We start from the raw sequence: 23,565 nt of genomic DNA on the forward strand, positions 1-23,565 counted from the left end.
CTAATCCCTAATCTCGAATCCCTAATCCCGGCTCCACACGGCTGGGTCTGTCCCGGCGAACCCGGGCGTGACCACGCCGCGCTTAATTCAACAAACCGGGGAAGGGCGGCCGGACCCATCAAGAAATCTCAAATTATTTTTCGACCCGGCCCGGAAGGCGGCAAAATGGCGGTCGGAGCGAGCGGCGACGGGGTTCGGTATTGGGCGCAAACGCAGCCCTGGCGGGCCTCGGCGCTGGATGCGGCCAGTTTTTGAACCGGCCGATGCCTGTAAGCGGCATCCCGAGCCCGCGGCTGCCAATGGCGCCGCGAGTGGTTACAATTGAAACCATTGCGCCGCGGCGCCCTGAATCTACATCGAGGTCTGGATGAAGCTTGGATCCCTGAAGGAAGGCGGCCGCGACGGCACGCTGATCGTCGTCTCGCGCGACCTGACCCGCGCCGTGCGCGCGACCGGCATCGCCGATACCCTGCAGCGCGCGCTGGAGGACTGGTCGAACACCGCGCCGCGGCTCAACGCGCTGTCGGAGGATCTCAACGCCGGCACCGCCGCCGACGCCTTCGAGGTCGATTTCGCCGCGCTCGCCGCGCCGTTGCCGCGCGCCTACGAATTCGTCGACGGCAGCGCGTATCTGCCGCACGTCGAGCGCGTGCGCCGCGCGCGCGGCGCCGAGGTGCCGGAAAGCTTCTACAGCGATCCGCTGATGTACCAGGCGGTCAGCGCCGGCTTCTACGGCCCGCGCGATCCGGTCCGCGTGGTCAGCGAGGACTACGGCATCGATCTGGAAGCCGAAGTGGTGATCGTCACCGACGACGTGCCGATGGCGGTCAGCGCCGAAGACGCGGCCGGCCACATCCAACTGATCGGCCTGGTCAACGACGTCTCGCTGCGCAATCTGATTCCGAACGAACTGGCCAAGGGTTTCGGCTTCCTGCAGTCCAAGCCGCGTTCGGCGCTGAGCCCGGTGTTCGTCACCCCCGACGAACTCGGCCCGGCCTGGATCGACAGCAAGGTCCACCGCCCGCTGCTGACCCACATCAACGGCGAATGGTTCGGCGCGCCGGAAGCGGGCATCGACATGCAATTCAACTTCGCCCAACTGGTCGCGCACGCGGCCAAGACCCGGCCGCTGTCGGCCGGCACCATCGTAGGCTCGGGCACGGTCGCCAACGAAGACACCTCACTGGGCGCTTCGTGCTTCGCCGAGAAGCGCACGGTCGAGACGCTGGAACACGGCAAGCCGTCGACGCCGTTCATGAAGTTCGGCGACACCGTGCGCATCGAAATGCTCGACGCCGACGGCAGCAGCCTGTTCGGCGCGATCGAACAGCGCATGGAACGCCCTTCCGCCTGACGGCGTCGGGCGCGGGACGAGAGGTCGACTCCGGCGCGGCGCAACCGGTAAGGTTCGCCGTGCAGGGGTGCAGCGACAATCAGGTGGAGCCCGGGTGAGCGAGCAGTTGCGGTTGTATTCGTATTGGCGCTCCAGCGCCTCGTATCGCGTGCGTATCGGTTTGAACCTCAAGGGGCTCGAGTACGAGATCGTGCCGGTGCATCTGGTTCGCGGCGGCGGCGAGCAACACCTGCCGGCGTACCGCGAACTCAATCCGCAGGGCCTGGTGCCGGTGCTGCAGCACGGCGCGCGCACCCTGAGCCAGTCGATCGCGATCCTGGAGTACCTCGACGAAACCTGGCCGCGGCCGAACCTGCTGCCGGTCACCGCGCGCGATCGCCATCGAGTGCGCGCGATCGCCCAGACCATCGCCTGCGAAATCCATCCGCTCAACAACCTGCGCGTGCTGCAGTACCTGGACGGCACCTGGAACGTTCCGCAGCCCGAGCGCGACGGCTGGATCGCGCACTGGATCCACGAAGGCTTCACCGCGGTCGAGGCGATGCTCGCCGACCACCCGGCCACCGGCACCTATTGCGAAGGCGACAGCCCCGGCCTGGCCGACTGCTGCCTGATCCCGCAGATCTACAACGCGCGCCGCTTCGGCGTGCCGCTGGACCCGTTCCCGACCTTGCTGCGGATCGAGCAGGCGTGTCTGGAGCTGCCGGAGTTCGAGCGGGCGCGGCCGGAGAATCAGCCGGACCGACCGCCGGGTTGAAGCGAGGAACGAGTTCAGAGGAGTGAGGAGTGAGTAAAAGCCGGCGCCGCGATGTGTCCGCTCTTACTCACTCCTCACTCCTCTGAACTCACTCCTGCCCCGCCGCAAAACGCAAAACGGGCCCCGAAAGACCCGTTCGCCGAGGAGCGCTTCCACTCACTCCTCACTCCTCTGAACTCACTGCTCGCTCAACGCTCGCTCAATGCGCAGCAGTAGCGTCATACATATCCGCATACGGATCGTGCTCGCCGGTACCGCCCTCGGACAGGCGGAACTTCAGCGCCAGGCCGTCGCGCGAGTCGGCCGCCTTGAGCGCCTCCTCCATCTCGATCCGGCCTTCCTTGTACAAACGGAACAGGCACTGGTCGAACGACTCCATGCCGTCTTCCAGCGATTCTTCCATCGCCTGCTTGATCTCGTGCACCTGGCCGCGACGCATCAGGTCGCGCACGTGCGGGGTGTTGATCAGGATTTCCGCCGCCGGCAGGCGGCGTCCGTCGACACCGACCACCAGACGCTGCGACACCACCGCCTTGAGGTTCAAGGCCAGGTTCATCAGCACGTTCTTGTGCGCCGACTCGTTGAAGAAGTTGAGGATGCGTTCCAGGGTCTGGTCGGCGTTGTTGGAGTGCAGCGTCGCCAGGCACAGGTGACCGGTTTCGGCGAACGCGATCGCCGCTTCCATGGTCGTCGCATCCAGGATTTCGCCGATCAGGATCACGTCGGGCGCTTCGCGCATCGCGTTCTTGAGCGCGTTGTGGAAGGCGTGGGTGTCCAGGCCGACCTCGCGCTGGTTGACGATCGACTTCTTGTGCTTGTGCAAGTACTCGATCGGATCTTCGATGGTGAGGATGTGGCCGGCGGTGTTGGTGTTGCGGTGGTCGATCATCGACGCCAGCGTGGTCGACTTGCCCGAACCGGTCGAACCGACGATCAGGACCAGCCCGCGCGGCGCCATGATGATGTCCTTGAGCACCTGCGGCAGCTGCAGTTCCTCGATGCTCGGGATGATGCTGCGGATGGCGCGGATCACCATGCCGACTTCGCCGCGCTGCTTGAACACGTTGATGCGGAAGCGCCCGGCGTCGGGCAGGGCGAGGGCCATGTTCAGTTCGAGATCACGCTCGAACAGCGGGACCTGGCCTTCGTCCATCAAGGAATAGGCGATTTTCTTGACCATGCCGGGCGGCAGGCCGGTGTTGCCGAGCGGGTAAAGACGGCCTTCGACCTTGATGTACACAGGCGCGCCAGTCGTCAGGAACATGTCCGACGCGTTCTTTTCCGTCATCAGCTTCAGGAAATAGCCGATGTCCATGCATTCATACCCCTTGTTGACGGCGCGCGCCGTTGCAAGCACGCTGCCGGCCTGACGACAATGTCCGTGCGTCATCCCTTCCGCACAGCGCTCCCCTAATGACCGCAAGCTTCGCACAATTTCGTTTGCCGCTGCTGGCCGCAGTTCTCGCTTCCGCCCTGGCCGGCTGCGCGTCCACGCCTCCGCCCACCGGCGAGCTGTCCACCGCGCAGCAGGCGGTGATGCGCGCCGACGATGCCGACGCCGACCAGTACGCGCCGCAGGACCTCAACGCCGCGCGCAGCGCGCTGAGCGCCGCCCAGGGCGCGTTGTCGCAGGGCAAGGACGAAGACGCCCGGCGTCTGGCCCTGACCGCGACGTCCGAAGCCGACCTGGCCCTGGCCCGCAGCCGCGAGGCCAAGACCAACGCCGAACTCAACCAGCGCCGCGCCGAGATCGCCGAATTGCGCCGCCGCCTGCAGAACGGAGCCGGCCAATGAGTGTTTTCGCCGACCTGAGCCGCGGCCTGATCCTGCGCACGCTCGCCGCCACCGCGCTGTCGCTGGCCTGCGCCGCGGCCTTCGCCGCGCCGCCCGACGATCCCGACATCGCCCGCCTGAATCAGCGGGTGATCGTGATCGAATCCAATCCCGACGCCGCCCAATACGGCGCCTTCGAGCGCCTGCGCGCGCGCCAGGCCATCGACGCGGTGCGCGCCGCGCGCAGCCGCGATCGCGCCTGGGCGCTGCGGATCGCCGATCGCCGGGTCGAAACCGCCGAAATCGTGACCCGCACCCAGCTGGCCCAGCGCGAGGTCGATCGCCTCGACCGCGAGCGCAGCGAACTGCTGGTCGAAGCCAGCCGTCGCGACGCCGACCGCGCCCGCGCCGAGACCGAGCGTCTGCGCGTGCAGGCCCAGATCCAGGCCGAAGAGGCCGAGCGCCTGCGTCTGGCCGCCGATCAGGAGGCCCAGGCCCGCGCCGAGGCCGAGGGTCTGCTCGACAACGTCGCCGGCCAGCAAGCCGCCAAGCTGCGCGCCGCGCGTGAGCGCGACGCCGAACTGGCGCGCAAGGAGGCCGAGCTGATGGGCGAAGCTCCGCCCAAGCCGGCGCCCAAGCCCAAGCCGAAGAAGAAGTAAGTCGGCGGCAGGCCGGCGGTCCGTTCCGAGGCTCGCTTCAAGCCGCCTCACGGGGCGGCTTGCTGCCCATCGATCCGGCCTCGAGGGCGGCCGGCGCACGCGGCCGGTCGGGCGCCGCAGCGCCAACCGGCACCGGGCGCATCCCGCCCGCCCGGTCTTCCTCTCAACCCGTCAATCGGCGCCTGCCATCGGACCACCTTGCCGTAGCGGGCGACTCGCTCCCGACGAACGGCCTTGGCGATCAAAGCCACATTCCAGCTGCGATTCGCAGCCTGCTTCACGCACCGAATGTGTGGCCGTTATTTCTTTGTAATCAAATGGTTAAACGCCGGTTGCGGCCCTGGCCGGCGAGTCTGGCCGTAGCCTGAAACCGTTTGCAGCCCACCCTTGCCGGATCCGGATCGCAGGAGTAGGGTCGATTATCCGAGCGGTTCTACCGCCGCTTGGCGAAGAGTCAGGCCGATGAGCGATACGCCCTTTCCGCAGGATCCCGCCGCCGCACATCCGCGCGCGGCCGGCCTGTGCGAAGCCGGCGCCGCGCCGAGCCCGACGCACCTTACGGTCCCCCGCAACGCCCTGGTCTCGCGGCCGGGGCGTTTGCATTCGTGCTGAAGGAGGCTTTCATGTTCGAAGAACAACCGCAGCCTGAAATCGACGCGCTGATCAAGAGCAACCCGGAATTCAAACAGCTCTACCAGCGTCACAAGGATCTGGACAAGAAGGTCATGGACGCCGAACTCGGCGTGCTGCCGATCGACGACACCACCTTGGGTCAGATGAAACGCGAGAAGTTGGCTGCGAAGGATCGGCTGATCCAACTCTACGATCAGCAACATTGAAGCCCATCGCATGCGTGCGGCCCACCCGCGGGTGAGGCGGCCACGCATGCAGCGCAGCCGGCGCGATGCCGGTTGCGCACCGGCCGGGCGCGACAGTCCCGGCTCAGTGCAAACGGACCCGACCCGCCCGAGGTCGCGGCTCCAGGCTTAGCGCGGGCGGCGGCGGTCATCCTCGTCGATCGCCGCCGCCCGCGGCTACCACTGATCTATGAAGTCACCGAAAGCAGGCGGGCCCGATGCGATCCCGGCCCGCACCGGCAACCGCCGCGCGTATTCGCGCCATGCAGGTCATATCCAAGCGTTCGCGGCTGCGCGAGGAGGCGCGCACCACGGCGCGGCGGCTAGAATGGTCCGATTCGCCGCACGGTAGCGGCTGGCAGGAGCCGCATGGCCATTCACTCCTCGGTACTCGAACTCATTGGCAACACTCCGATCGTCAAGGCTCAGCGCCTGGACACCGGCGTGTGCGAGCTGTATCTCAAGCTCGAATCGCAGAACCCGGGCGGTTCGATCAAGGACCGCATCGGCCTGTCGATGATCGATGCGGCCGAGAAAGCGGGCCGGATCAAGCCCGGCGACACCCTGGTCGAAGGCACCGCCGGCAATACCGGCATCGGCCTGGCCCTGGTCGCGCAGCAGAAGGGCTACAAGCTGCTGCTGGTCGTGCCCGACAAGATGAGCCGCGAGAAGATCTTCAACCTCAAGGCGATGGGCGCGCAGGTCGTGCTGACCCGTTCGGACGTGGCCAAAGGCCATCCGGATTACTACCAGGACCTCGCCGAGCGCATCGCCGGCGAAACCCCGGGCGCCTACTTCATCAATCAGTTCGGCAACCCCGACAACCCGGCCGCGCACGAGTTCGGCACCGGCCCGGAAATTCTCGAGCAGATGGGCGGCGAGCTCGACGCCATCGTGTTCGGCTGCGGCAGCTCCGGCACCATGACCGGCCTGTCGCGCGCGTTCGCGAAGCTGTCGCCGCATACCGAGTTGATCCTGGCCGACCCGGTCGGCTCGATCCTCGAGGAATACATCAACCGCGGCACCTTGTCGGACAAGTCGGCGAGCTGGATGGTCGAGGGCATCGGCGAGGATTTCCTGCCGCCGATCTCCGATTTCACCCGGGTCAAGAAGGCCTACGCGATCAACGACAAGGAAAGCTTCCTGACCGCGCGCGAGCTGCTGGAAAAGGAAGGCATCCTCGGCGGCTCCTCGACCGGCACCTTGCTGGCCGCGGCGCTGAAATACTGCCGCGAGCAGACCACGCCGAAGAAAGTGCTGGTGTTCGTCTGCGACACCGGCAACAAATACCTGTCTAAGATGTACAACGACTACTGGATGCTCGACAACGGCTTCATCCAGCGCGAACAGCACGGCGACCTGCGTGATCTGATCCTGCGTCCGTATTCGCAGCGCGATACCGTCGTGGTGGCGCCGACCGATGCGTTGGTGACCGCCTACCAGCGCATGAAGCTGTACGACGTGTCGCAGCTGCCGGTGATGGATGGCGAACACATCGTCGGCATCGTCGATGAAAGCGATGTCCTGCTGCACGTGTACGGCGATGAATCGCGCTTCCGCGATCCGGTCTCGACCGCCATGGTCAGCAAACTCGACAAGATCCCGGTCGCCGACCCGATCGAATCGCTGCTGCCGGTGTTCGACCGCGGCCATGTCGCCATCGTCATGGACGGCGATAAGTTCCTGGGCCTTATCACCCGCATCGATTTGTTGAATTTCCTGAGGCGGCGCGTGCAGTAAGCCCGGGCCCCGGGCGCTGCGGCGCCCTGACCCGAATTCCGGGAAGCCACGAGAAGAGTCCTTCTCCCGCTCGCGGGAGAAGGTGCCCGAAGGGCGGATGAGGACAGCAGGCGCGCCCTCACCCCTCTCCCGCAAGCGGGAGAGGGGCTTGAAGCCCGGGGGCGGATGCCGTCTCGCTCAAGGGCTGCCCATGCAGGCCCCAGTCCCATCGGCCACAGGCGTCCGTCGCCGCGCGAGCAGCAGCAGAAATTCGCCAAAACGACAGCCAAACCGCCGCTTTAGCCCAATCCACCCCGCCTAGACTGCGCATTCAGCCGCGTCTGGCGCCGCTCACCGTGGCCGCCGTCGCAAACCCCGCCACCCGCACACCCCGCCTGCACGCTGCCTGAAGTCCGGGCCCGGGCGGGCAGGCGCTCACGGCCGCAATGTTAAACTTCGCGGTTGCGCCAACCGGCGGAATGCCGCCCATGGGAAGTCTTCGATGAGCCAACAACCGCCACAAGGCGATGCCCGCAAGTACGGCATGGGCACACTCGCTATTCACGCCGGCCAGTCGCCCGACCCCAGCACCGGGGCGGTGATGCCGCCGATCTACGCCACCTCCACCTACGCCCAGAGCAGCCCCGGCCAGCATCAGGGCTTCGAGTACTCGCGCAGCCACAACCCGACCCGCTTCGCCTACGAGCGCTGCATCGCCGGCCTGGAAGGCGGCACCCAGGGCTATGCCTTCGCCTCCGGCCTGGCCGCGACCTCGACCATCCTGGAGATGTTCGACGCCGGCAGCCACGTGATCGCGATGGACGACGTCTACGGCGGCACCTACCGCCTGTTCGAGCGCGTGCGCCGCCGCAGCGCCGGCCTGGACTTCAGCTGGGTCGACCTGAGCGACACCGCCGCGTTCGAAGCCGCGATCCGGCCCGAGACCAAGCTGGTCTGGATCGAAACCCCGACCAACCCGCTGCTCAAGCTGGTCGACATCGCCGCGATCGCCGCGATCGCGCGCAAGCGCGGCCTGGTCGTGGTGGTCGACAACACCTTCTCCTCGCCGATCCTGCAGCGTCCGCTCGAACTGGGCGCGCACATCGTCATGCACTCGGCGACCAAGTACCTCAACGGCCACTCCGACATCGTCGGCGGCATCGCCGTGGTCGGCGACGACGCGGACCTCGCCGAACGCATGACCTTCCTGCAGAACGCGGTCGGCGGAATCCAGGGCCCGTTCGACAGCTTCCTCGCCCTGCGTGGCCTGAAGACCCTGCACCTGCGCATGAAGGCACACTGCGAAAACGCGCAGGCGCTGGCCGAGTGGCTGCAGACCCACCCGTCGGTCGAAAAGGTCATCTACCCCGGCCTGAAGTCGCATCCGCAGCACGAACTGGCCAAGCGCCAGATGCACGGCTTCGGCGGCATGGTCAGCATCTACGTCAAGGGCGGCATGGACGGCGCGCGCCGGATGATGGAGCGCTGCGAACTGTTCACCATCGCCGAATCGCTCGGCGGCGTGGAGAGCCTGGTCAACCATCCGGCGGTGATGACGCACGCGTCGATTCCGCCGGATCGTCGCGCGGCCCTGGGCATCACCGACAACCTGGTGCGGTTGAGCGTGGGCGTGGAGGATGTGGCGGATTTGCGGGCCGAGCTTGAACGTGCGTTGGGTGCTTGAGTTCATGATCTCGGTACGGTCCACGCGTCGACTCAAGCGTTCGTGCCGATGACGAGCGCGCGCGCCATGGGTTTCAATTTCGCCAACAGTCTGCTGGCCTTGTCCGCCTGGATTCGCAATCAGTCGTGGCTGCAGCGGATCTATCGCCGGCTGCCTCAGCGTGTTCGCAACCGGGTGTTGTTCACGCTGGCGCACCGGGCGAGCGTACGCGCCCGATTCCCGCGCACCGTGGCCTGGTCGCGTCCGCTGCCGGCAACGGCGGCGCAAACGACCGCGGTCGCGCCCGTGGCAGGCAGCGGCGTAAATATCTTCGGCTACATGCGCGGCCAGTTCGGATTGGCCGAAAGCGTGCGCCTGTATGCGCGCGCTTTGATCGGCGCGGGCTATCCGGTGGCGCTGTTCGACGTGGCCATCGACTTGCCGCACGGTTTCGACGATCACAGCCTGGACGCGTATATCAGCGAACAGACGCCGCACGCCGTCAGCATCCTTTTCGTCAATCCCGACTACCTGAAACCGGCGCTGGAGCATATCGGCCAGGCGCGCCTGCGCGGTCAGCGGCTGATCGCCTGCTGGTTCTGGGAGCTTCAGGACATCCCCGCCGACTGGTTGCCGGCGATCGAGTTGATCGACGAGATCATGGTGGCGTCGGATTTCGTCAAGGACGCGTTCGAACGGGTCACCGACAAACCGGTGTTTCGTGTTCCGTTGCCGCTCAGCCCGATCCCCGACAGCGGCTTGCAGCGCGGCGATTTCGGCTTGCCCGAGGACACGTTCGTCTTCCTGTGCACCTTCGATTTCAACTCGTGGGTGCACCGCAAGAATCCGTTCGCGGCCATCGAAGCGTTCCGCCGGGCTTTTCCCGAGGGTCGCGGCGATGTGCAACTGCTGGTCAAATCGAGCAACGGCCATCGCCATCCGGACAAGTTCCTAGAACTGCTCAAGGTCAGCGCGCAGGACCCTCGCATCGTGGTGCGCGATGAAGTCATCGATCGCGCGCACGTGCATGCGTTGCAGCGTTGCGCCGATGTCTATGTCTCCCTGCACCGCGCCGAAGGCTTCGGCCTGGGCTTGGCAGAATGCATGGCGATGGGCAAGGCGGTGATCGCGACCAATTGGTCGGGCAATGTCGATTTCATGAACGAAGACAACAGCTGCCTGGTCGACTATTCGCTGGTGCCGGTAGGCGAGGGCGAGTATCCGCATCCGCCTGGGGCGATGTGGGCCGATGCGGATGTCGATCATGCCGCGCGGCAAATGCGGCGGCTGGCGGACGATCGTGATCTGGCGAAGCAACTGGGTCGCCGCGCGGCTGGCGATATCGCCCAATGCCTGTCTCCGCGCGCCGCGGCGGACGCTTTGATCGCTCATTTCGAGTCACGGAGCGGGCGAGTGATTTCGGTCGCGGAGACTCAGTAAATGCCGTTCGGAATCACGACCGGTCGATTCGATTCGATCCGCAATATGCGTCTCGCCTTACGCGCTGATCCGGCACGCGTTAGTCGCTGGCGCAGCGAAATCTCAAGGTGTGTCCATGCGTGAACTATTTATCGCGATCTGGCGTTACCGCTATTTCATCGCCTCTTCGATTCGAAACGAACTGCATTCCCGGTTCGTGCGCAGCAAGCTGGGCGGTCTATGGATGATCATCCATCCGCTGGCGCAGGTATTGATCTTCGCGCTGATCTTGTCCGAGGTGCTGGCGGCGAAGCTGCCGGGCATAGACAACAAGTTCGCCTATGCGCTCTATCTGATGGGTGGGATGTTGGGCTGGAGCCTGTTCCTGGAAACCATCATGCGCTGCGTCAATCTGTTCGTGGACAGCGGCAACTTGATGAAGAAGGTCGCATTCCCGCGAATCTGCCTGCCACTGGTCGCCGCCGGGACGATGCTGGTCAACAACCTGTTGCTGTTGATCGCCATCTTCGCCGTATTCGCCGCGTTGGGCCACTATCCCGGCGGCGAAGTCGTGTGGTTGCCGGTTTTGATTCTGCTCAATCTCCTGTTGGCGATGGCCGTGGGCATGGTGTTGGGTGTGCTTAACGTATTCATGCGCGACATCAGTCAGCTGGTGCCGGTAGTGACGCAGGCGTTGTTCTGGCTCACTCCGATCGTGTACAGCGTCAGCGTGTTGCCCCAGAAGTATCAGGGCTGGTTCAAGCTCAATCCTTTGTACCCGTTGATCACCAGTTATCAGAATGTGCTGGTGTTCAATAAACCGCCGTTGTGGACGGATCTGGGCTGGCTGCTGCTCGCCGCCTTGGCGTTGTCGGTATGCGCGCTCGCATTGTTTCGCCGCGCCAGTCCCGAAATGGTGGACGTGCTATGAGCGGCGAATTGCAGGTGCATGGCCTGGGCAAGGCATATCGTGTCTGGGGAAGCGAATGGTTGCGGATGGCCTCGTTGTTCGGGCTTCCGACGCGTCCACGCGATGAGCATTGGGTCTTGAGGAACGTGTTCTTCTCGATTTCCGCCGGCGAGAGTGTCGGCATCATCGGCCAGAACGGAGCGGGCAAGAGCACATTGCTGAAGATGATTACCGGTACGACCCAGCCTAGTGAGGGCTCGGTCCGTCGCTCCGGACGCATCGCTGCGATTCTCGAACTGGGGATGGGCTTCAATCCGGATCTGACGGGGCGCGAAAACGCTTATCACGCGGCGGGCCTGATGGGGTATTCGCAGGCTGAGATCGAGAAGATGATGCCGCATATCGAAAGTTTCGCCGAAATCGGCGAATACTTCGATCAGCCGATCCGTACCTATTCCAGCGGCATGCAGATGCGCGTGGCCTTCAGTGTGGCGACGGCCGAGCGGCCCGACATGCTCATTGTCGACGAAGCACTGTCGGTGGGCGACGCGTACTTCGTGCATAAGAGTTTTCAGCGCATCCGCGATTATCGTGAATCGGGCACCACCTTGTTGATCGTTTCGCATGATGCCGCGGCGATTCAGTCGATGTGCGATCGCGCTATTCTGCTCGACAATGGCGGAGTGGTTCTCGATGGCGAGCCGCAGCAAGTGCTGGATTACTACAATGCGCTGATCGCCGAGCGCGAGAACAAGACGCTGCGTACCGAGCGCCGCGACGATAAAATCGCGACCGAGTCGGGGACCGGCGAAGCCCAGTTCGAGTCCTTGCAGATGCTCGACGACCAAGGGCGTCCGGCGGAGTATCTGTTGGTCGGTCAAAAGGCCGCGCTTCGCGCGCGCGTGCGGATCGACGACGAAGTGCCGCGCCTGGTGTTCGGCTATATGCTGCGCGACCGGCTTGGGCAGGCGATTTACGGGACCAATACCCACTACACCGACCAGCCCATCGCCGCGCTCAAACGCGGCGACCGTGTCGAATTCGATGTGGGGTTCGAGGTCAATCTCGGTCCCGGGACCTACTCGGTTTCGGTCGCGCTATCCAGCTCCGAGAGTCATTTGGTCAAGAACTATCAATGGAAAGACCTGGCGTTGGTCTTTACCGTCGCCAATGCCGATAAGGCGAATTTCATCGGCACGGCTTACATACCTTCGGTCATTCGTATCAATCGTATCGAAAGCGGCGCGGCGCTTGATGTCTAGCGGGAATTGGAAACAAGCGATCAGCGCGATTTGCGGCGTACTCCGCGTCGCGCGATCGGGAATCGCGCCAGTGAATCGACCAAATCGGCGGCATCGAGCGAAATTCAAAGGGGTTGTCGAATGAAAAAACGCAACAGCATCATTGATGTGGATGCGTTGATATCGCAGTTGAGGTTGGAGCTCGATGGCGTGGAGTCCGCGTCATCGCCCCCGCGTGCTGGCAGTGCGTTGATGCGGCGAGTGCGCGAGGAGGTGGCGCGCCGTCGCGCGGCGCAGGAAGCGGAGGCTATTGCCCAAGTTGAGTCTTCCGAGCCCGCGATCGCGCTGCCGCGCTGGTCGGGCGCCGCCGGCGCCGTCTCGCTGAAGCGCGAGTACGTCATCGGCGAGCTGCTGGCGCTGGACGATCGCGAATTTATCGAGGTGGCGTACAAGGTTTTGTTGCGCCGCGAGGGTGATCCCGCCGGGGTGGACCATGCGTTGAACTCGCTACGTTCGGGCGTCAGCAAGGTCGAGATTTTGCACTCGATCCGCTTTTCGCCGGAAGGTTTGGCGCGCGGCGTGCATGTCGATGGATTGCTGGCTCCATACTTGTTGCAGAAGTGGCGCAGAATCCCGGTGGTCGGTGCATTGATCGGCTGGGCTCACGCGTTCGTTCGTTTGCCGTGGATGCTTCGCAATCTCGGTCAGATGGATGCAATGCGCGCCCGCGAGATTCAAGGATTGGGCGCGCACGTCAATGCGCTCAGTCGCGACGTCGAAGGGCAACTGACGCCGATCGCCGGGATGGGCGATCAGGTCGTTCGCGTGCAGTCCAACATCGATTCGCTCAGCGAAGTGGTGCAGGACCGGTATGTCAGCGAAGGCGAGTTGCGCGAGAACGTGGCTCTATTGGAGTTCGATGTACGCGAACTCACCGAGGAACTGGATCGAACGAATCGTCGCTTGCAGGAGCTGGAAAGCCGTTTCAATGCGCGTGAAGCGTATGAGCATCCACTGCCTGCGAACGCGCTGGACGAGATGTACGTGCAGTTCGAGGAAACTTTCCGTGGTTCCCCGGAACTGATTCGTGAACGCGCAAGCCACTACTTGGATCTGATTCGCTCGGTGGGAGCAGGCAGCGAGGATGCGCCGGTCATCGATCTGGGCTGCGGCCGCGGCGATTGGCTCGATATGTTGCGCGAGAACGGCTTGCGCGCTCGAGGCATCGATACTAATCAGGCCTTCCTCAGGCTCAATCGCGAGCGCGGCCACGATGTGATAGAGGCCGATGCCATGGAAGGTTTACGCGCGATGCAGACCGGTTCGGCTGGAGCTATCACCGGGATGCACATCGCCGAGCACCTCCCCTTCGAGGTATTGGTCGCCATGGTCGATGAATGTCGGCGAGTGCTGCGCCCCGGCGGACTGCTGGCGCTGGAGACGCCAAACCCGGAAAACCTGGCGGTGGCTTCACATTATTTCTATCTCGATCCCACTCATCGCAATCCCCTGCCGCCCGAGGCGCTGCGGTGGATCGTGGCGGCGCGGCAATTCACCGATGTGCGGATTGAGCGTTTGATAGAGTCGCGAGACCTGCAGGCGCCCGCGCTTCTGGCTGAGGATCAGCCGGGCGCCGAATCGATAAACGCGGTGCTGCAGTTGTTCCATAACGCCCCGGACTACGCCGTCGTGGGGATCGCGCCATGAGCGCCGCTCTCGCGCGTCGTCTTTTGGTTACCGGGGCCGGCGGATTCGTGGGCGGGCACGTCGAGGCCGCGTGTGGCAATGGCGGGAAACTAGCGGATTGGACGTTTTGTGGCGTGCCGTCCGGTCTGGATATCCGCAACGCGCAGGCCGTGGCCGAGGTCGTGGCTCAGGTGCGTCCCGATGCCGTACTGCATCTGGCCGCGCAGAGTTTCGTGCCGCGCTCCTTCGAGCAGCCTCAGGAAACGTTCGACATCAATCTCGGCGGCACTCTGAATTTGCTGCTCGCGCTGCGGGATTCGAGCTTTGCCGGCCGACTGGTCTACGTGAGCAGCGGCGATGTCTACGGCAAGGTGCCCGAAATCGAATTGCCGGTGAACGAGCAACGCCGGCCCGAGCCGCGCAGCCCCTACGCCGTTAGCAAGATCGCCGCTGAACAGCTCTGCATGCAGTGGGTTCGGACCGAAGGTCTCGATGCCGTGATCGCTCGGCCTTTCAATCATATCGGTCCCGGTCAGGACGCCCGTTTCGTGCTGCCCGCGCTGGCCCGCCAGATCGTCGAGGTCGAACGTGGCGAACGCGACACGATCGAAGTCGGCGATATCGACACCACCCGCGACTTTACCGATGTGCGGGATATCGTCGCCGCCTATGCGGCAATGCTGAGCGATGGACAAACCGGCGCGACTTACTGCGTGGCCAGCGGCCGGGAGCGCCGGATTCGCGACCTGCTGGGAGTAATGGCGGGACTGGCCGGTGTGAATCCGGACCTTCACCAGGACCCAAGTAGACTCCGGCCCGCCGAGCAGCGCCGTATGGTCGGCGATTCCGCATTACTGAGCGCGCATACCGGATGGACGCCGAGCATCACGCTCGAAACGACGCTGCACGACATTTTGAACGACGCAAGGAATCATTCATGAGCAACAACAAGAGCGCACTTATCACGGGCGTAACCGGGCAGGACGGCGCGTATCTTTCTCAGCTGCTGCTCGGAAAAGGCTACGAAGTCTACGGCCTGCTCGCGCGACGCAGCACCGATACCCTCTGGCGCCTGCGTGAATTGGGTATCGACAAGGATGTGCGCTTTATTGACGGCGATTTATGCGACCTATCGTCGTTGATTCGCGCGATGGAGACTTCGAAGGCCGGCGAGGTTTACAACCTGGGCGCGCAGAGTTTCGTTGGCAGCTCATGGCAGCAGCCGATCCTGACCGCTCAGGTGGATGGTGTCGGCGCGCTGAACGTGCTCGAGGCGGTACGCATCGTCAATTCGTCCGCTCATTTTTATCAGGCTTCGACCAGCGAAATGTTCGGGCTGATTCAGGCTGAAAAGCAAGACGAAACTACGCCGTTCTATCCGCGCAGTCCGTATGGCGTGGCCAAGTTGATGGCGCATTGGGCGACCGTGAATTATCGGGAGAGCTTCAAGATGCACGCTTCCAGCGGCATTTTGTTCAACCATGAGTCGCCGTTGCGGGGAATCGAGTTCGTCACGCGCAAGGTCACCGACGCGGTCGCGGCGATCAAGCTGGGGCAGCAAAAAGAGCTGCGTCTCGGCAACATCGATTCCAAGCGCGATTGGGGATTCGCCGGCGACTACGTCGAAGCCATGTGGCTGATGACGCAGCAGGCCGAGGGCGACGATTATGTCGTGGCGACCGGCATCACCACGACCGTGCGCGACATGTGCGAAATCGCATTCAAGCACGTGGGCCTGAATTATCGCGATCATCTGGTCATCGATGAGCGATTCTTCCGCCCCGCTGAAGTCGACGTGCTGTTGGGTAATCCGGCCAAGGCGCAAGCCAAGCTCGGCTGGTCGCCGAAAACCTCGGTGGAGCAGTTGATCACAATGATGGTGGACGCGGACCTGCGTCGTCGTAAAGGCTGAAAGCAATGCGGATTGGAGTAGTGACGATGCGCCACGCGAGTGGCGAGGCTGGCGGCGCGGAGCGTTTCTACGACGCTCTGGTGGGTTCGTTTCGCCAACTGGGCCATCATGCCGACGAGATCGCGGTGGACGGCGATGAGTCGAGCATGGAGCGGATCAAGCGCAATTATCTGAACTGCTACGACCTGGATCTGTCGTCTTACGACATGGTTGTTTCGACCAAGGCGCCAAGTTGGCTGGTGAGGCATCCCCGTCATGTCTGCTATCTGGTTCACACCATAAGAGTGTTCTACGACATGTTCGAGGAGACCTTTCCCCGTCCGGGAAAGGCGCTCATCGCTGACCGGGACTTGATACATCAGCTCGATAGCGGCGCCCTGGCGCCGCCGCGATGCCGCGCGCTGTTTTCGATCGGCAACGAAGTGTCGATGCGTTTGCGTAAATACAACGGACTCGACGCCGAGGTCTTGCATCCGCCGCTGTGGAGCAACGATTTCCGCGTTGGCGAGTCCGGGGACTATTTCCTGCTACCTGGGCGTTTGCATCCATGGAAGCGCGTGGATCTGGTCGTGGAAGCGATGCGCCAGGTCAAAAGCGACGTCAAGCTGAAGATCGTGGGCGTCGGCGAGGCCGAGGAATCGCTGCGCGCGCTTGCCGCCGGCGACTCCCGGATCGAATTCCTGGGGCGTGTCGACGACGCGCAATTGCGCGATCTTTACGCCAACGCGCTTGCCGTTCCTTTCACGCCGAAAAGAGAAGACTACGGCTATATCACCCTGGAAGCGTTCGCGAGCGGGAAACCGGTGGTCACCTGTACCGATTCGGGCGAGGCGTCGGTTCTCGTCCGCGACGGTGTCAACGGTTTCGTCTGCGATCCGCGGCCTGCGGCATTGGCCCAGGCGATGGACAGGCTGGCCGGCGACCGGGATCTCGCGGTGCGGCTCGGTCGTTCGGGCCGCGAGTGGGTGGAAGGGCTGTCATGGGACAAGATCGCCGCGCGTCTTATCGACGCGGCATTCGAGCAAGCGGAAGAGCGGCGATGAGAAAGTTGAAGGTAACGATCGTCGATATGCAGCCCATTACGCCGGCCATCGGCGGTGGGCGCCAACGGCTGCTCGGGCTATACCACGCGCTCGGAGAGCATGTCCAAGCGACCTATGTGGGCAGTTATGACTGGCCTGGCGAATCGTTTCGCGATCAGCAGCTCACTCCGGGCTTGCGCGAGATATGCGTGCCGTTGAGCAAGGCGCATCACGCCGCCGTTCGCGACAGCGCACAACGCATGGACGGCCGCACGATGATCGACCTGGAGTTCAGCGAGCAGGCATCGCTGTCTCCGGAATATCTGAGTGCCGCTCGCGAACACATCGCTGGCGCGGATGTGGTGGTGTTCTCTCATCCGTGGGCGTTCCCCCCGTTGCGGCAGGATCTGCGTCCGGAACAACTGATCGTGTACGACTCGCAGAACGTCGAGTCGGTTTTGCGCACATCCTTGCACGATGAGCTGCCGCAGGCCGATCCGATCCTTACGCGGGTGGCGCAAACCGAGTACGACCTGTGCCATGCCGCCGATCTGGTCCTTGCATGTTCTCATGATGATCGCGACACGTTTCATCGTCTTTACGATGTCGCATGGGAAAAACTGCGAGTCGTTCCCAACGGCATCGCCGTGTTCGCGCAGGCCGTGCCAACCGCGCAAGAGCGCAAGCAAGATCGCGAGCAATTAGGGCTGTCGATGACGCGGCCCTTGGCGGTCTTCCTCGGGTCGAACTACGGTCCGAACAACGAGGCCGCGAATTTCGTGGCGACTGAGTTGGCGCCCGCGCTGCCGAACGTCGACTTCGCGATCATGGGCAGTTGCTGCCAGGCGCTGGCGTTGAACTGCTTGCCGAAAAACGTGCGCGAGCTGGGCACGGTTTCGGAAGAGGAAAAACGCCAGTGGATGCGAGCGGCCGATATCGCGGTCAATCCGCTGACTCGCGGTTCGGGCACCAGCATTAAAATGTTCGATTTCATGGCAGCCGGCCTGGTTACGGTAACGACCGAGATCGGTTGCCGCGGCATAGTGCATACAGGCGAGATGCCGTTCGAGGTCGCGCGGATTTCCGGTTTCGTGGACGCGGTCCGGCGACTGGTCGGTGATGCCGAGCGTCGCGGCGAAATCGCCTTGCGCGCGCGCAAGGTCGTGGAGAATTTCTACGCGTGGGAGCGTATCTCACCGTCGCTAGGGCGTCTTGTGCGGAAACGATGGGAAGAAAAGCAGGGCGCGGCCGCGTATTTCACCGTCGTGATTCCCAGTTACGAACGCCCGGCGTTGCTGGATCGGCTGATGGATCGCCTGCGTGCGCAGGTGGAGCGGGACTTCGAGGTGGTGATCATCGATCAGTCCGCCGAGCGCTGGCCGGCGGCTGAGCACGACCATGGTTTTCCGCTGACTTACGTCCATTCGCCGATCAAGGGCGCGGTCAAGGCACGTAACTTTGGCGGCTATCTGGCCTCGGGAAAAGTCATCGCCTTCACCGACGACGATTGCGAACCGAAACCGACCTGGCTTTCGAACGCGCGCGATCGTCTGCGCGACCCTTCAATTGTCGGCTTGGAGGGGCTGGTCAGCTCGGATCACCTCGGCGATCCGGACTGGCGTCCAGTCAGCAACAAGGGCTTCGAAGGGATCGGTTTCATGACCGCCAACCTGCTGGTACGCAACGAGGTGTTCCAGCGCCTGGACGGCTTCGATCTGTCGTTCGATGAGCCGCATTTCAGGGAAGATTCCGACTTTGGCTGGCGCATGCAGGAGCTGGGCGCGGTGCCGTACTGCGAGGATGTTGAGGTCTATCATCCCGCGCACAAGCGCGACGTGGCGCGCGAGTCGTCAGCCGAGCGTACCCGCTTCTTCGAAAAAGACGCGCTCTTGTTAAAGAAGCACCCCGAGCGCTACAAAACGCTGTTCTTCGCCGAAGAGCACTATGTGCATACCAAGGGTTACTGGGAGCACCTGGAGCGGGGAGCGTCCAAGTATCAGGTCAAACTGCCGAACTGGATCAAGGACCTGCGCGAGCAATGACGCTGCCCGCGCGGATCCCAGCCGAGAGGTCTGGTATCTATTCGCGCTTGGAGCGGTCGAAGGTCTTGTCGCAGTGCCAGGCGACAAGTTCCTGTACCAGACACAGGCGGTAATCGACTCTCTCCGCCGAGGCCGTCGGCGGTGGTTCTATCTCGATCTGCATGCTTTCGCCGGGACCGAGGTCCCGGCCGAGATCGATTCGCCCGATGTCGCTGGTGCCGGCGGCACCGGGCTCCCCGATCCTCATCCCCAGTCGCAGCGGCACGGCGCCGTTAGCAGTGAGCGGATAGCGCCCGATATTGGTCAGGCGCACCATTACCGAGCAATTGGCTTTGGATGCCGGACACGATGCTATCGTGCTTTGCGACAATTCGATCCCCAGGCTCGCCGCATCGACAGGCGAATCAATCGCCGGCGGTTGCGTATGCGTCGCGGTGGTGCGATCGCACAGCCATGCCACGTTTTCTTGAACAAGGCAAGCGTGCAGCGATACGACCTCGGGCGGTAATTTGCCCAGGGTCGTCTGCACCGAGATTGCTTTCCCGGGAGCGAGCGGGGTCGGGAATTCGATACGCCCGATATCGGCGGACACCAATTCACCTTTGGCGTTCATGCCTTGAATGCCGATACGCATTGGCGATTGGCCGTTCGACGCCAGGGTCGTCTTGCCGGTGTTGACGACACGCAGTTGCATGAAGCATTTGTCGCGTGCTTCGCATGCGGGCACCAAGCCCGCGCCGGTGTCGATGGCAACCGTCGCCTTATTCACCGGTTCGTCGAAGCGTGCGCCGACCCCGTATACCGCATCCGAGACAGGCGACTCGTAAATCGATACGACAAAAGGGCCCGAGTCGATACGCTCGCTTGGTTTGCCCAATTGACGCTCCAGCGCCAGCCCACTGTCGGAGGCGAACTCCGCCTTGCTCAGGACGACGGCGTGGCGTTGGCCTGCCCCGCCATGAGTCGGCTCGAACGGTACGTGATGAACGAACGGCGCCATGCGTCCGCTGTAAGTAACCGGATAGACCCTGACCCTGCCTTCGGACAACACCGAGAGTACGTGCGAGTTCCAGTACGTGCCCAGAGCCGTACCGACATGCTCGGATTCGAGCAGTTTAATCAGTCGTTCCCGGTCGCGCAGGCTGACGCCATGCGCATCTGCGTTCTCCGGCTTGTATAGAGAGGGCCACATCGCCGCGGTGGTCACCGCTATCACGGACATCGCCATCAACATGTAGCGAGGTCGGATTTTCGCTCGCGGACCCAACTCGGCTATGGCGCCCGTCAAGACGATAAAGCCGACGAGCACGCCGAGTGTCGAATAGCGTAGCTCCAGCGCGCTCCAGTAAATGCCCTGGGTCACGATCAGGGGCAGTATGCCCGCGGCCAGCAAGGCGTAACACAGCCATGCGAAATATTTCAGGCGCGGGTTCTCGCTGCCTTTGAGGATGATCCAGCCCGGGGCGATGAAGATCAGTGTGACGATGAGCCAGACCCCGAGCTGCAGGATCTTGGTCGGTCCCGACAGCTCGGCCCAGGGACGATTGATCAGGAAGTAACGATACCAATCGACGGGGATCTGCGACATCGATTGCGCGATCGCGCGGGGTGAAGCGAGTTTGATATTGGCCGCGGCATCGTAGTTGGCGATGTTGGGAATGATGGCGAGGTAGTAAATCGCGGCTCCCGCGACGGCACCGGCCACCATGGACACGACGGTGACTTCGCGGAAACTGGACAGCAAATTCTGCATGCGCCCGCGACGGCTATGCAGCGCGGCCGCGGCCAGCGCCATCAGGCAGGGCGCAAACGCCATTACCAAGGCGCGCTTGGGATTGGTCGAGGCGAGCAGGAAGGCGAGAACGAACATGGCCATCGCGACAAAACGGCCACGCGAACGACTCGCGATCAAGGCGAACATTCCCAACGCCACGGCGGAGTAAATAGAGTACGCGCCTTGACTTGCGATGAACTCGAGGCTCGCCGCGCTCAACATGGAAGCGATCAAGGCCACCGCCGCGGTGCGCGCCTGCCGCTGCGGACCCAGTATCTGCCGCGCGCAGAACCACGCCGCGCCGACCAGGGACAAGTAGCCGGCAACGACGCCCAGCATGTTGCTCGTGTATGAAATCCCGGTCATTCCCGCGAACGGGAGGATGAACAGGTAAGGCGTCATGGTCAGGGTATCGCCGTTCGCGAATACCCATTGAGTCGGGATCAAATGGCCCTGGCGCGAAGCCAAGTCGGCCAGGATGGATTTGATCGCCGCGTCGCTGTGAAAGACGCTCTTGTAGTCCAGCGCGATGAAGATGCAGACGTAGGCGATCGTCGCCCACACGAGCAGGGCCGAGACGAGCTTCCAGGCACGTGCTCCATTGGGCTCGCCAGCCATGCCAGGCTGCATCGGTTGCGTCATTTCAAAGCTTCTCCAGCGCGTCGCCAGCGACGGAAAACACGCGATCAAGGTGATCGTCCAGGCCAACCCAAAGCGGCATGCGCACCAGCGTGTCAGATACCCGGTCGGTCACGTTCAGGTCGCCATGCGCGCGTCCGGTCTTGAGTCCGTGCGGAGCCGAGTGAAGCGGGATGTAGTGGAACACCGCCTGGACGTCGTGCTCGCGCAGCTGCTGGATGAATCGCGTGCGCTTCTCGAGGTCGGGCAGCAACATATAGAACATATGCGCGTTATGTCTGCAGTCGGAAGGCACGACAGGCCGGCGGATGAGTCCGCGGGATTCGTATTCCTGCGCCCACTCGTAGTAGCGCTGCCATAGCGCCAGGCGTCGTTCGGTGATCGCTTCGGCCTGATCCAACTGAGCGGACAGAAACGCCGCGGTGATTTCTCCGGGCAGGAACGACGATCCTTGGTCGACCCAGGTGTACTTGTCGACTTGTCCGCGGAAGAAGCGGCTGCGGTTGGTGCCTTTTTCGCGAATGATTTCGGCGCGTTCGCCAAACTCCGCGTCGCGCACGAGCAAGGCGCCGCCTTCGCCCGAGATGATGTTCTTTGTTTCGTGGAAGCTCAGCGCGCCCAGGTCGCCGATGGTGCCCAGCGGCCGGTCCTTGTAGGTCGAGCAGATGCCTTGCGCCGCATCTTCGATGACGTAGAGACCGTGTTTCCTGGCGATGTCGCCGATCGCGTCCATGTCGCAGGAAACGCCCGCGTAATGCACGACGCAGACGGCCTTGGTGCGGGGGGTGATCGCGGCTTCGATCAGACGCTCGTCCAGATTAAGCGTGTCGGCGCGGATATCCACGAATACCGGCACCGCTCCGCGTAACACGAAGGCATTGGCCGTCGAGACGAAGGTGAACGACGGCATGATGACTTCGTCGCCGGGTTTCAGATCGGTCAGCAGCGCGGCCATTTCCAGCGCCGCGGTGCACGAGTGCGTCAACAAGGCGCGGTTCGCGTGGGTATTGGCTTCCAGCCACGCATGGCATTTCTTGGTGAAAGCGCCGTCGCCGGATAGATGGCCGTTGGCATGCGCTTCGGCGATATTGGAAAGTTCATTGCCCGTCATGTAGGGGCGGTTGAACGGTACCTTCACTTGGTGCACTCCAGAACGGCGTGTGAGTAGGGGATGTGGAGCAAGTCGTCGCGGCGGTGCAGTTGCGTATTCGAGTAAATATCGGGGACGAGCGCCCTGTAGGCTGCCCCGTCGCGCACGTTCTGGCCGCGGTCGCGGGAAATCAGGAAACGCGCGGCCGTTGATTGCGGTTCCCAATACGCCGGGTCCACGGTTATGAGTCGGCCACCAGGCGCCAAGCGCTTGTACAGATGCGCTATCAGCGCGGAGGCGTCCGCGTCGTCGAGATGGTGCAACAAGCCAATGGCCAAGGCCGTATCACACTGCGGCAGTTCATCCTCGCTGAGTTGCGTGATGTCGCGGCACATGAAAGTGCCGCGCGTTCCGTAGCGCGCTTTGGCGGCGTCGATGTACGCCGGAGAAAGATCGAAGCCGAAGTAGCGCACGTCCTTGGGCAAATGCTGAAGGATCATCGCCGTGCCGCAACCTACGTCGACGATCATGCCGCCGTCGCCAGGGCGGACGTAATCCGAACAGATAAGCCGACGATGCCGCTCGGCGCCCAGCAGATTCTGGAATGAATCGTAGACGAAGGGGTTCGACAGAATGCTACGTATGCCGCTAGTAACCTGCGCCATGTTGAATCTCGCTTGATCAGCCTTTTAGGGAAAGCACGGCAATGCCGCCCACGATTAAAGCGGTTCCCAGAATCTTGCCCACAGTCACCGGCTCGCTGAAAAATGTCGCGCCGAACAGCAGAATAAGCAGAAAACTCGTCGCAGTGTAGGGATAGGCGGTGCTGAGCGGCAACTTGCTCAGCGCCAGCATCCAGAACAAAGAAGCGATGAAGGCCGAGCCCAGCCCGCTGATGACCCAGGGATTGGTAAGCGTGTTCAGCAGGAACGTGATCTTGCCGCTGACGGTGTCCGGCACCGTTCCAGCCAGGCCGACCTGCCATTTGAGAACCAGTTGGCCGTAGACAGTGAACAGCACCGTCAGGGCGATGAATAAATAGCCCACG

At 63.1% G+C, this 23,565-nt stretch carries 20 protein-coding genes; 15 read left to right on the forward strand and 5 right to left on the reverse strand.

Going from position 1 to position 23,565, the window contains the following annotated elements:
- The first annotated feature begins 367 nt into the window (after nt 1-367).
- Both AC3A4T_RS11140 and maiA read left to right on the forward strand, forming a co-directional pair.
- On the forward strand, nt 368-1,354 hold the full coding sequence (locus AC3A4T_RS11140; protein WP_487675448.1) for a fumarylacetoacetate hydrolase family protein: 987 nt from the start codon (nt 368-370) through the stop codon (nt 1,352-1,354).
- 94 nt (nt 1,355-1,448) lie between these two features.
- The gene (maiA, locus tag AC3A4T_RS11145) at nt 1,449-2,111 is read left to right on the forward strand and encodes a maleylacetoacetate isomerase (protein WP_487675449.1); all 663 of its coding nucleotides are present in this window, start codon (nt 1,449-1,451) and stop codon (nt 2,109-2,111) included.
- Nucleotides 2,112-2,310: 199 nt separating this feature from the next.
- Here the strand turns inward: maiA and AC3A4T_RS11150 are convergent, their stop codons facing one another.
- Nucleotides 2,311-3,426: a PilT/PilU family type 4a pilus ATPase gene (locus AC3A4T_RS11150; RefSeq protein ID WP_036104874.1), complete on the reverse strand. Its 1,116-nt coding sequence runs from the start codon at nt 3,424-3,426 to the stop codon at nt 2,311-2,313.
- Between the two features lie 98 nt (nt 3,427-3,524).
- Here AC3A4T_RS11150 and AC3A4T_RS11155 point away from each other — a divergent pair, with 98 nt between their 5' ends.
- The 13 genes from AC3A4T_RS11155 to AC3A4T_RS11215 all read left to right on the forward strand — a co-directional run bounded on the left by AC3A4T_RS11155 (nt 3,525) and on the right by AC3A4T_RS11215 (nt 19,014).
- Nucleotides 3,525-3,905, forward strand: coding sequence for a DUF4398 domain-containing protein (locus tag AC3A4T_RS11155; RefSeq protein ID WP_487675450.1), 381 nt, complete (start codon nt 3,525-3,527; stop codon nt 3,903-3,905).
- Nucleotides 3,902-4,543 carry a hypothetical protein gene (locus AC3A4T_RS11160; RefSeq protein ID WP_487675451.1) on the forward strand — a complete coding sequence of 214 codons (642 nt, stop codon included), beginning with the start codon at nt 3,902-3,904 and terminating at the stop codon, nt 4,541-4,543. The genes AC3A4T_RS11155 and AC3A4T_RS11160 overlap by 4 nt, the downstream gene beginning before the upstream one ends.
- 623 nt (nt 4,544-5,166) lie before the next feature.
- Nucleotides 5,167-5,382 (forward strand): HP1242/YdcH family protein, encoded by a 216-nt coding sequence (locus AC3A4T_RS11165; RefSeq protein ID WP_031371506.1) that lies wholly within the window; start codon nt 5,167-5,169, stop codon nt 5,380-5,382.
- 387 nt (nt 5,383-5,769) lie between these two features.
- Nucleotides 5,770-7,140: a pyridoxal-phosphate dependent enzyme gene (locus AC3A4T_RS11170; RefSeq protein WP_487675452.1), complete on the forward strand. Its 1,371-nt coding sequence runs from the start codon at nt 5,770-5,772 to the stop codon at nt 7,138-7,140.
- A gap of 481 nt (nt 7,141-7,621) precedes the next feature.
- Nucleotides 7,622-8,803 (forward strand): cystathionine gamma-synthase, encoded by a 1,182-nt coding sequence (locus tag AC3A4T_RS11175; RefSeq protein WP_487675453.1) that lies wholly within the window; start codon nt 7,622-7,624, stop codon nt 8,801-8,803.
- 66 nt (nt 8,804-8,869) lie between these two features.
- Nucleotides 8,870-10,222 carry a glycosyltransferase family 4 protein gene (locus AC3A4T_RS11180; protein WP_487675454.1) on the forward strand — a complete coding sequence of 451 codons (1,353 nt, stop codon included), beginning with the start codon at nt 8,870-8,872 and terminating at the stop codon, nt 10,220-10,222.
- A gap of 115 nt (nt 10,223-10,337) precedes the next feature.
- The gene (locus AC3A4T_RS11185) at nt 10,338-11,132 is read left to right on the forward strand and encodes an ABC transporter permease (protein WP_487675597.1); all 795 of its coding nucleotides are present in this window, start codon (nt 10,338-10,340) and stop codon (nt 11,130-11,132) included.
- Complete coding sequence (locus AC3A4T_RS11190) at nt 11,129-12,373, forward strand: ABC transporter ATP-binding protein (RefSeq protein WP_056105985.1); 1,245 nt, start codon at nt 11,129-11,131, stop codon at nt 12,371-12,373. Before AC3A4T_RS11185 ends, AC3A4T_RS11190 begins: the two co-directional genes overlap by 4 nt.
- Nucleotides 12,374-12,493: 120 nt before the next feature.
- A complete protein-coding gene (locus tag AC3A4T_RS11195; protein ID WP_487675455.1) occupies nt 12,494-14,059 on the forward strand; it encodes a methyltransferase domain-containing protein in 1,566 nt (521 codons plus the stop codon).
- The gene (locus AC3A4T_RS11200) at nt 14,056-14,979 is read left to right on the forward strand and encodes a GDP-mannose 4,6-dehydratase (RefSeq protein WP_487675456.1); all 924 of its coding nucleotides are present in this window, start codon (nt 14,056-14,058) and stop codon (nt 14,977-14,979) included. The genes AC3A4T_RS11195 and AC3A4T_RS11200 overlap by 4 nt, the downstream gene beginning before the upstream one ends.
- Complete coding sequence (locus AC3A4T_RS11205) at nt 14,976-15,950, forward strand: GDP-mannose 4,6-dehydratase (protein WP_487675457.1); 975 nt, start codon at nt 14,976-14,978, stop codon at nt 15,948-15,950. The genes AC3A4T_RS11200 and AC3A4T_RS11205 overlap by 4 nt, the downstream gene beginning before the upstream one ends.
- Before the next feature lie 26 nt (nt 15,951-15,976).
- Nucleotides 15,977-16,993 carry a glycosyltransferase family 4 protein gene (locus AC3A4T_RS11210; protein ID WP_487675458.1) on the forward strand — a complete coding sequence of 339 codons (1,017 nt, stop codon included), beginning with the start codon at nt 15,977-15,979 and terminating at the stop codon, nt 16,991-16,993.
- The gene (locus AC3A4T_RS11215) at nt 16,990-19,014 is read left to right on the forward strand and encodes a glycosyltransferase (RefSeq protein ID WP_487675459.1); all 2,025 of its coding nucleotides are present in this window, start codon (nt 16,990-16,992) and stop codon (nt 19,012-19,014) included. Before AC3A4T_RS11210 ends, AC3A4T_RS11215 begins: the two co-directional genes overlap by 4 nt.
- A gap of 37 nt (nt 19,015-19,051) precedes the next feature.
- On the opposite strand, the gene AC3A4T_RS11220 is transcribed toward AC3A4T_RS11215, so the two are convergent.
- The 4 genes from AC3A4T_RS11220 to AC3A4T_RS11235 are packed head-to-tail and all read right to left on the reverse strand — an operon-like array spanning nt 19,052 to nt 23,564.
- Nucleotides 19,052-21,430, reverse strand: a complete 2,379-nt coding sequence (locus tag AC3A4T_RS11220; RefSeq protein WP_487675460.1) for a hypothetical protein — start codon at nt 21,428-21,430, stop codon at nt 19,052-19,054.
- A 1-nt stretch (nt 21,431) separates the two neighbouring features.
- Nucleotides 21,432-22,565 carry a dTDP-4-amino-4,6-dideoxygalactose transaminase gene (gene rffA / locus AC3A4T_RS11225; RefSeq protein WP_487675461.1) on the reverse strand — a complete coding sequence of 378 codons (1,134 nt, stop codon included), beginning with the start codon at nt 22,563-22,565 and terminating at the stop codon, nt 21,432-21,434.
- On the reverse strand, nt 22,562-23,182 hold the full coding sequence (locus AC3A4T_RS11230) for a class I SAM-dependent methyltransferase (RefSeq protein ID WP_487675462.1): 621 nt from the start codon (nt 23,180-23,182) through the stop codon (nt 22,562-22,564). The genes rffA and AC3A4T_RS11230 overlap by 4 nt, the downstream gene beginning before the upstream one ends.
- A gap of 16 nt (nt 23,183-23,198) precedes the next feature.
- Nucleotides 23,199-23,564: a DMT family transporter gene (locus AC3A4T_RS11235; protein WP_036104818.1), complete on the reverse strand. Its 366-nt coding sequence runs from the start codon at nt 23,562-23,564 to the stop codon at nt 23,199-23,201.
- Nucleotide 23,565 lies beyond the last annotated feature (1 nt).

The sequence above is a fragment of the Lysobacter sp. Soil_N_51 genome, assembly GCF_057655755.1.

Coding starts and splice junctions, on each gene's coding strand:
- AC3A4T_RS11190 (WP_056105985.1), top strand. CDS start 11,129: ATGAGCGGCGAATTGCAGGTGCATGGCCTGGGCAAGGCATATCGTGTC.
- AC3A4T_RS11150 (WP_036104874.1), bottom strand. CDS start 3,426: ATGGACATCGGCTATTTCCTGAAGCTGATGACGGAAAAGAACGCGTCG.
- AC3A4T_RS11165 (WP_031371506.1), top strand. CDS start 5,167: ATGTTCGAAGAACAACCGCAGCCTGAAATCGACGCGCTGATCAAGAGC.
- AC3A4T_RS11210 (WP_487675458.1), top strand. CDS start 15,977: ATGCGCCACGCGAGTGGCGAGGCTGGCGGCGCGGAGCGTTTCTACGAC.
- AC3A4T_RS11215 (WP_487675459.1), top strand. CDS start 16,990: ATGAGAAAGTTGAAGGTAACGATCGTCGATATGCAGCCCATTACGCCG.
- AC3A4T_RS11200 (WP_487675456.1), top strand. CDS start 14,056: ATGAGCGCCGCTCTCGCGCGTCGTCTTTTGGTTACCGGGGCCGGCGGA.
- AC3A4T_RS11205 (WP_487675457.1), top strand. CDS start 14,976: ATGAGCAACAACAAGAGCGCACTTATCACGGGCGTAACCGGGCAGGAC.
- AC3A4T_RS11155 (WP_487675450.1), top strand. CDS start 3,525: ATGACCGCAAGCTTCGCACAATTTCGTTTGCCGCTGCTGGCCGCAGTT.
- AC3A4T_RS11195 (WP_487675455.1), top strand. CDS start 12,494: ATGAAAAAACGCAACAGCATCATTGATGTGGATGCGTTGATATCGCAG.
- AC3A4T_RS11170 (WP_487675452.1), top strand. CDS start 5,770: ATGGCCATTCACTCCTCGGTACTCGAACTCATTGGCAACACTCCGATC.
- AC3A4T_RS11140 (WP_487675448.1), top strand. CDS start 368: ATGAAGCTTGGATCCCTGAAGGAAGGCGGCCGCGACGGCACGCTGATC.
- AC3A4T_RS11175 (WP_487675453.1), top strand. CDS start 7,622: ATGAGCCAACAACCGCCACAAGGCGATGCCCGCAAGTACGGCATGGGC.
- AC3A4T_RS11230 (WP_487675462.1), bottom strand. CDS start 23,182: ATGGCGCAGGTTACTAGCGGCATACGTAGCATTCTGTCGAACCCCTTC.
- AC3A4T_RS11160 (WP_487675451.1), top strand. CDS start 3,902: ATGAGTGTTTTCGCCGACCTGAGCCGCGGCCTGATCCTGCGCACGCTC.
- AC3A4T_RS11185 (WP_487675597.1), top strand. CDS start 10,338: ATGCGTGAACTATTTATCGCGATCTGGCGTTACCGCTATTTCATCGCC.
- AC3A4T_RS11180 (WP_487675454.1), top strand. CDS start 8,870: ATGGGTTTCAATTTCGCCAACAGTCTGCTGGCCTTGTCCGCCTGGATT.
- AC3A4T_RS11220 (WP_487675460.1), bottom strand. CDS start 21,430: ATGACGCAACCGATGCAGCCTGGCATGGCTGGCGAGCCCAATGGAGCA.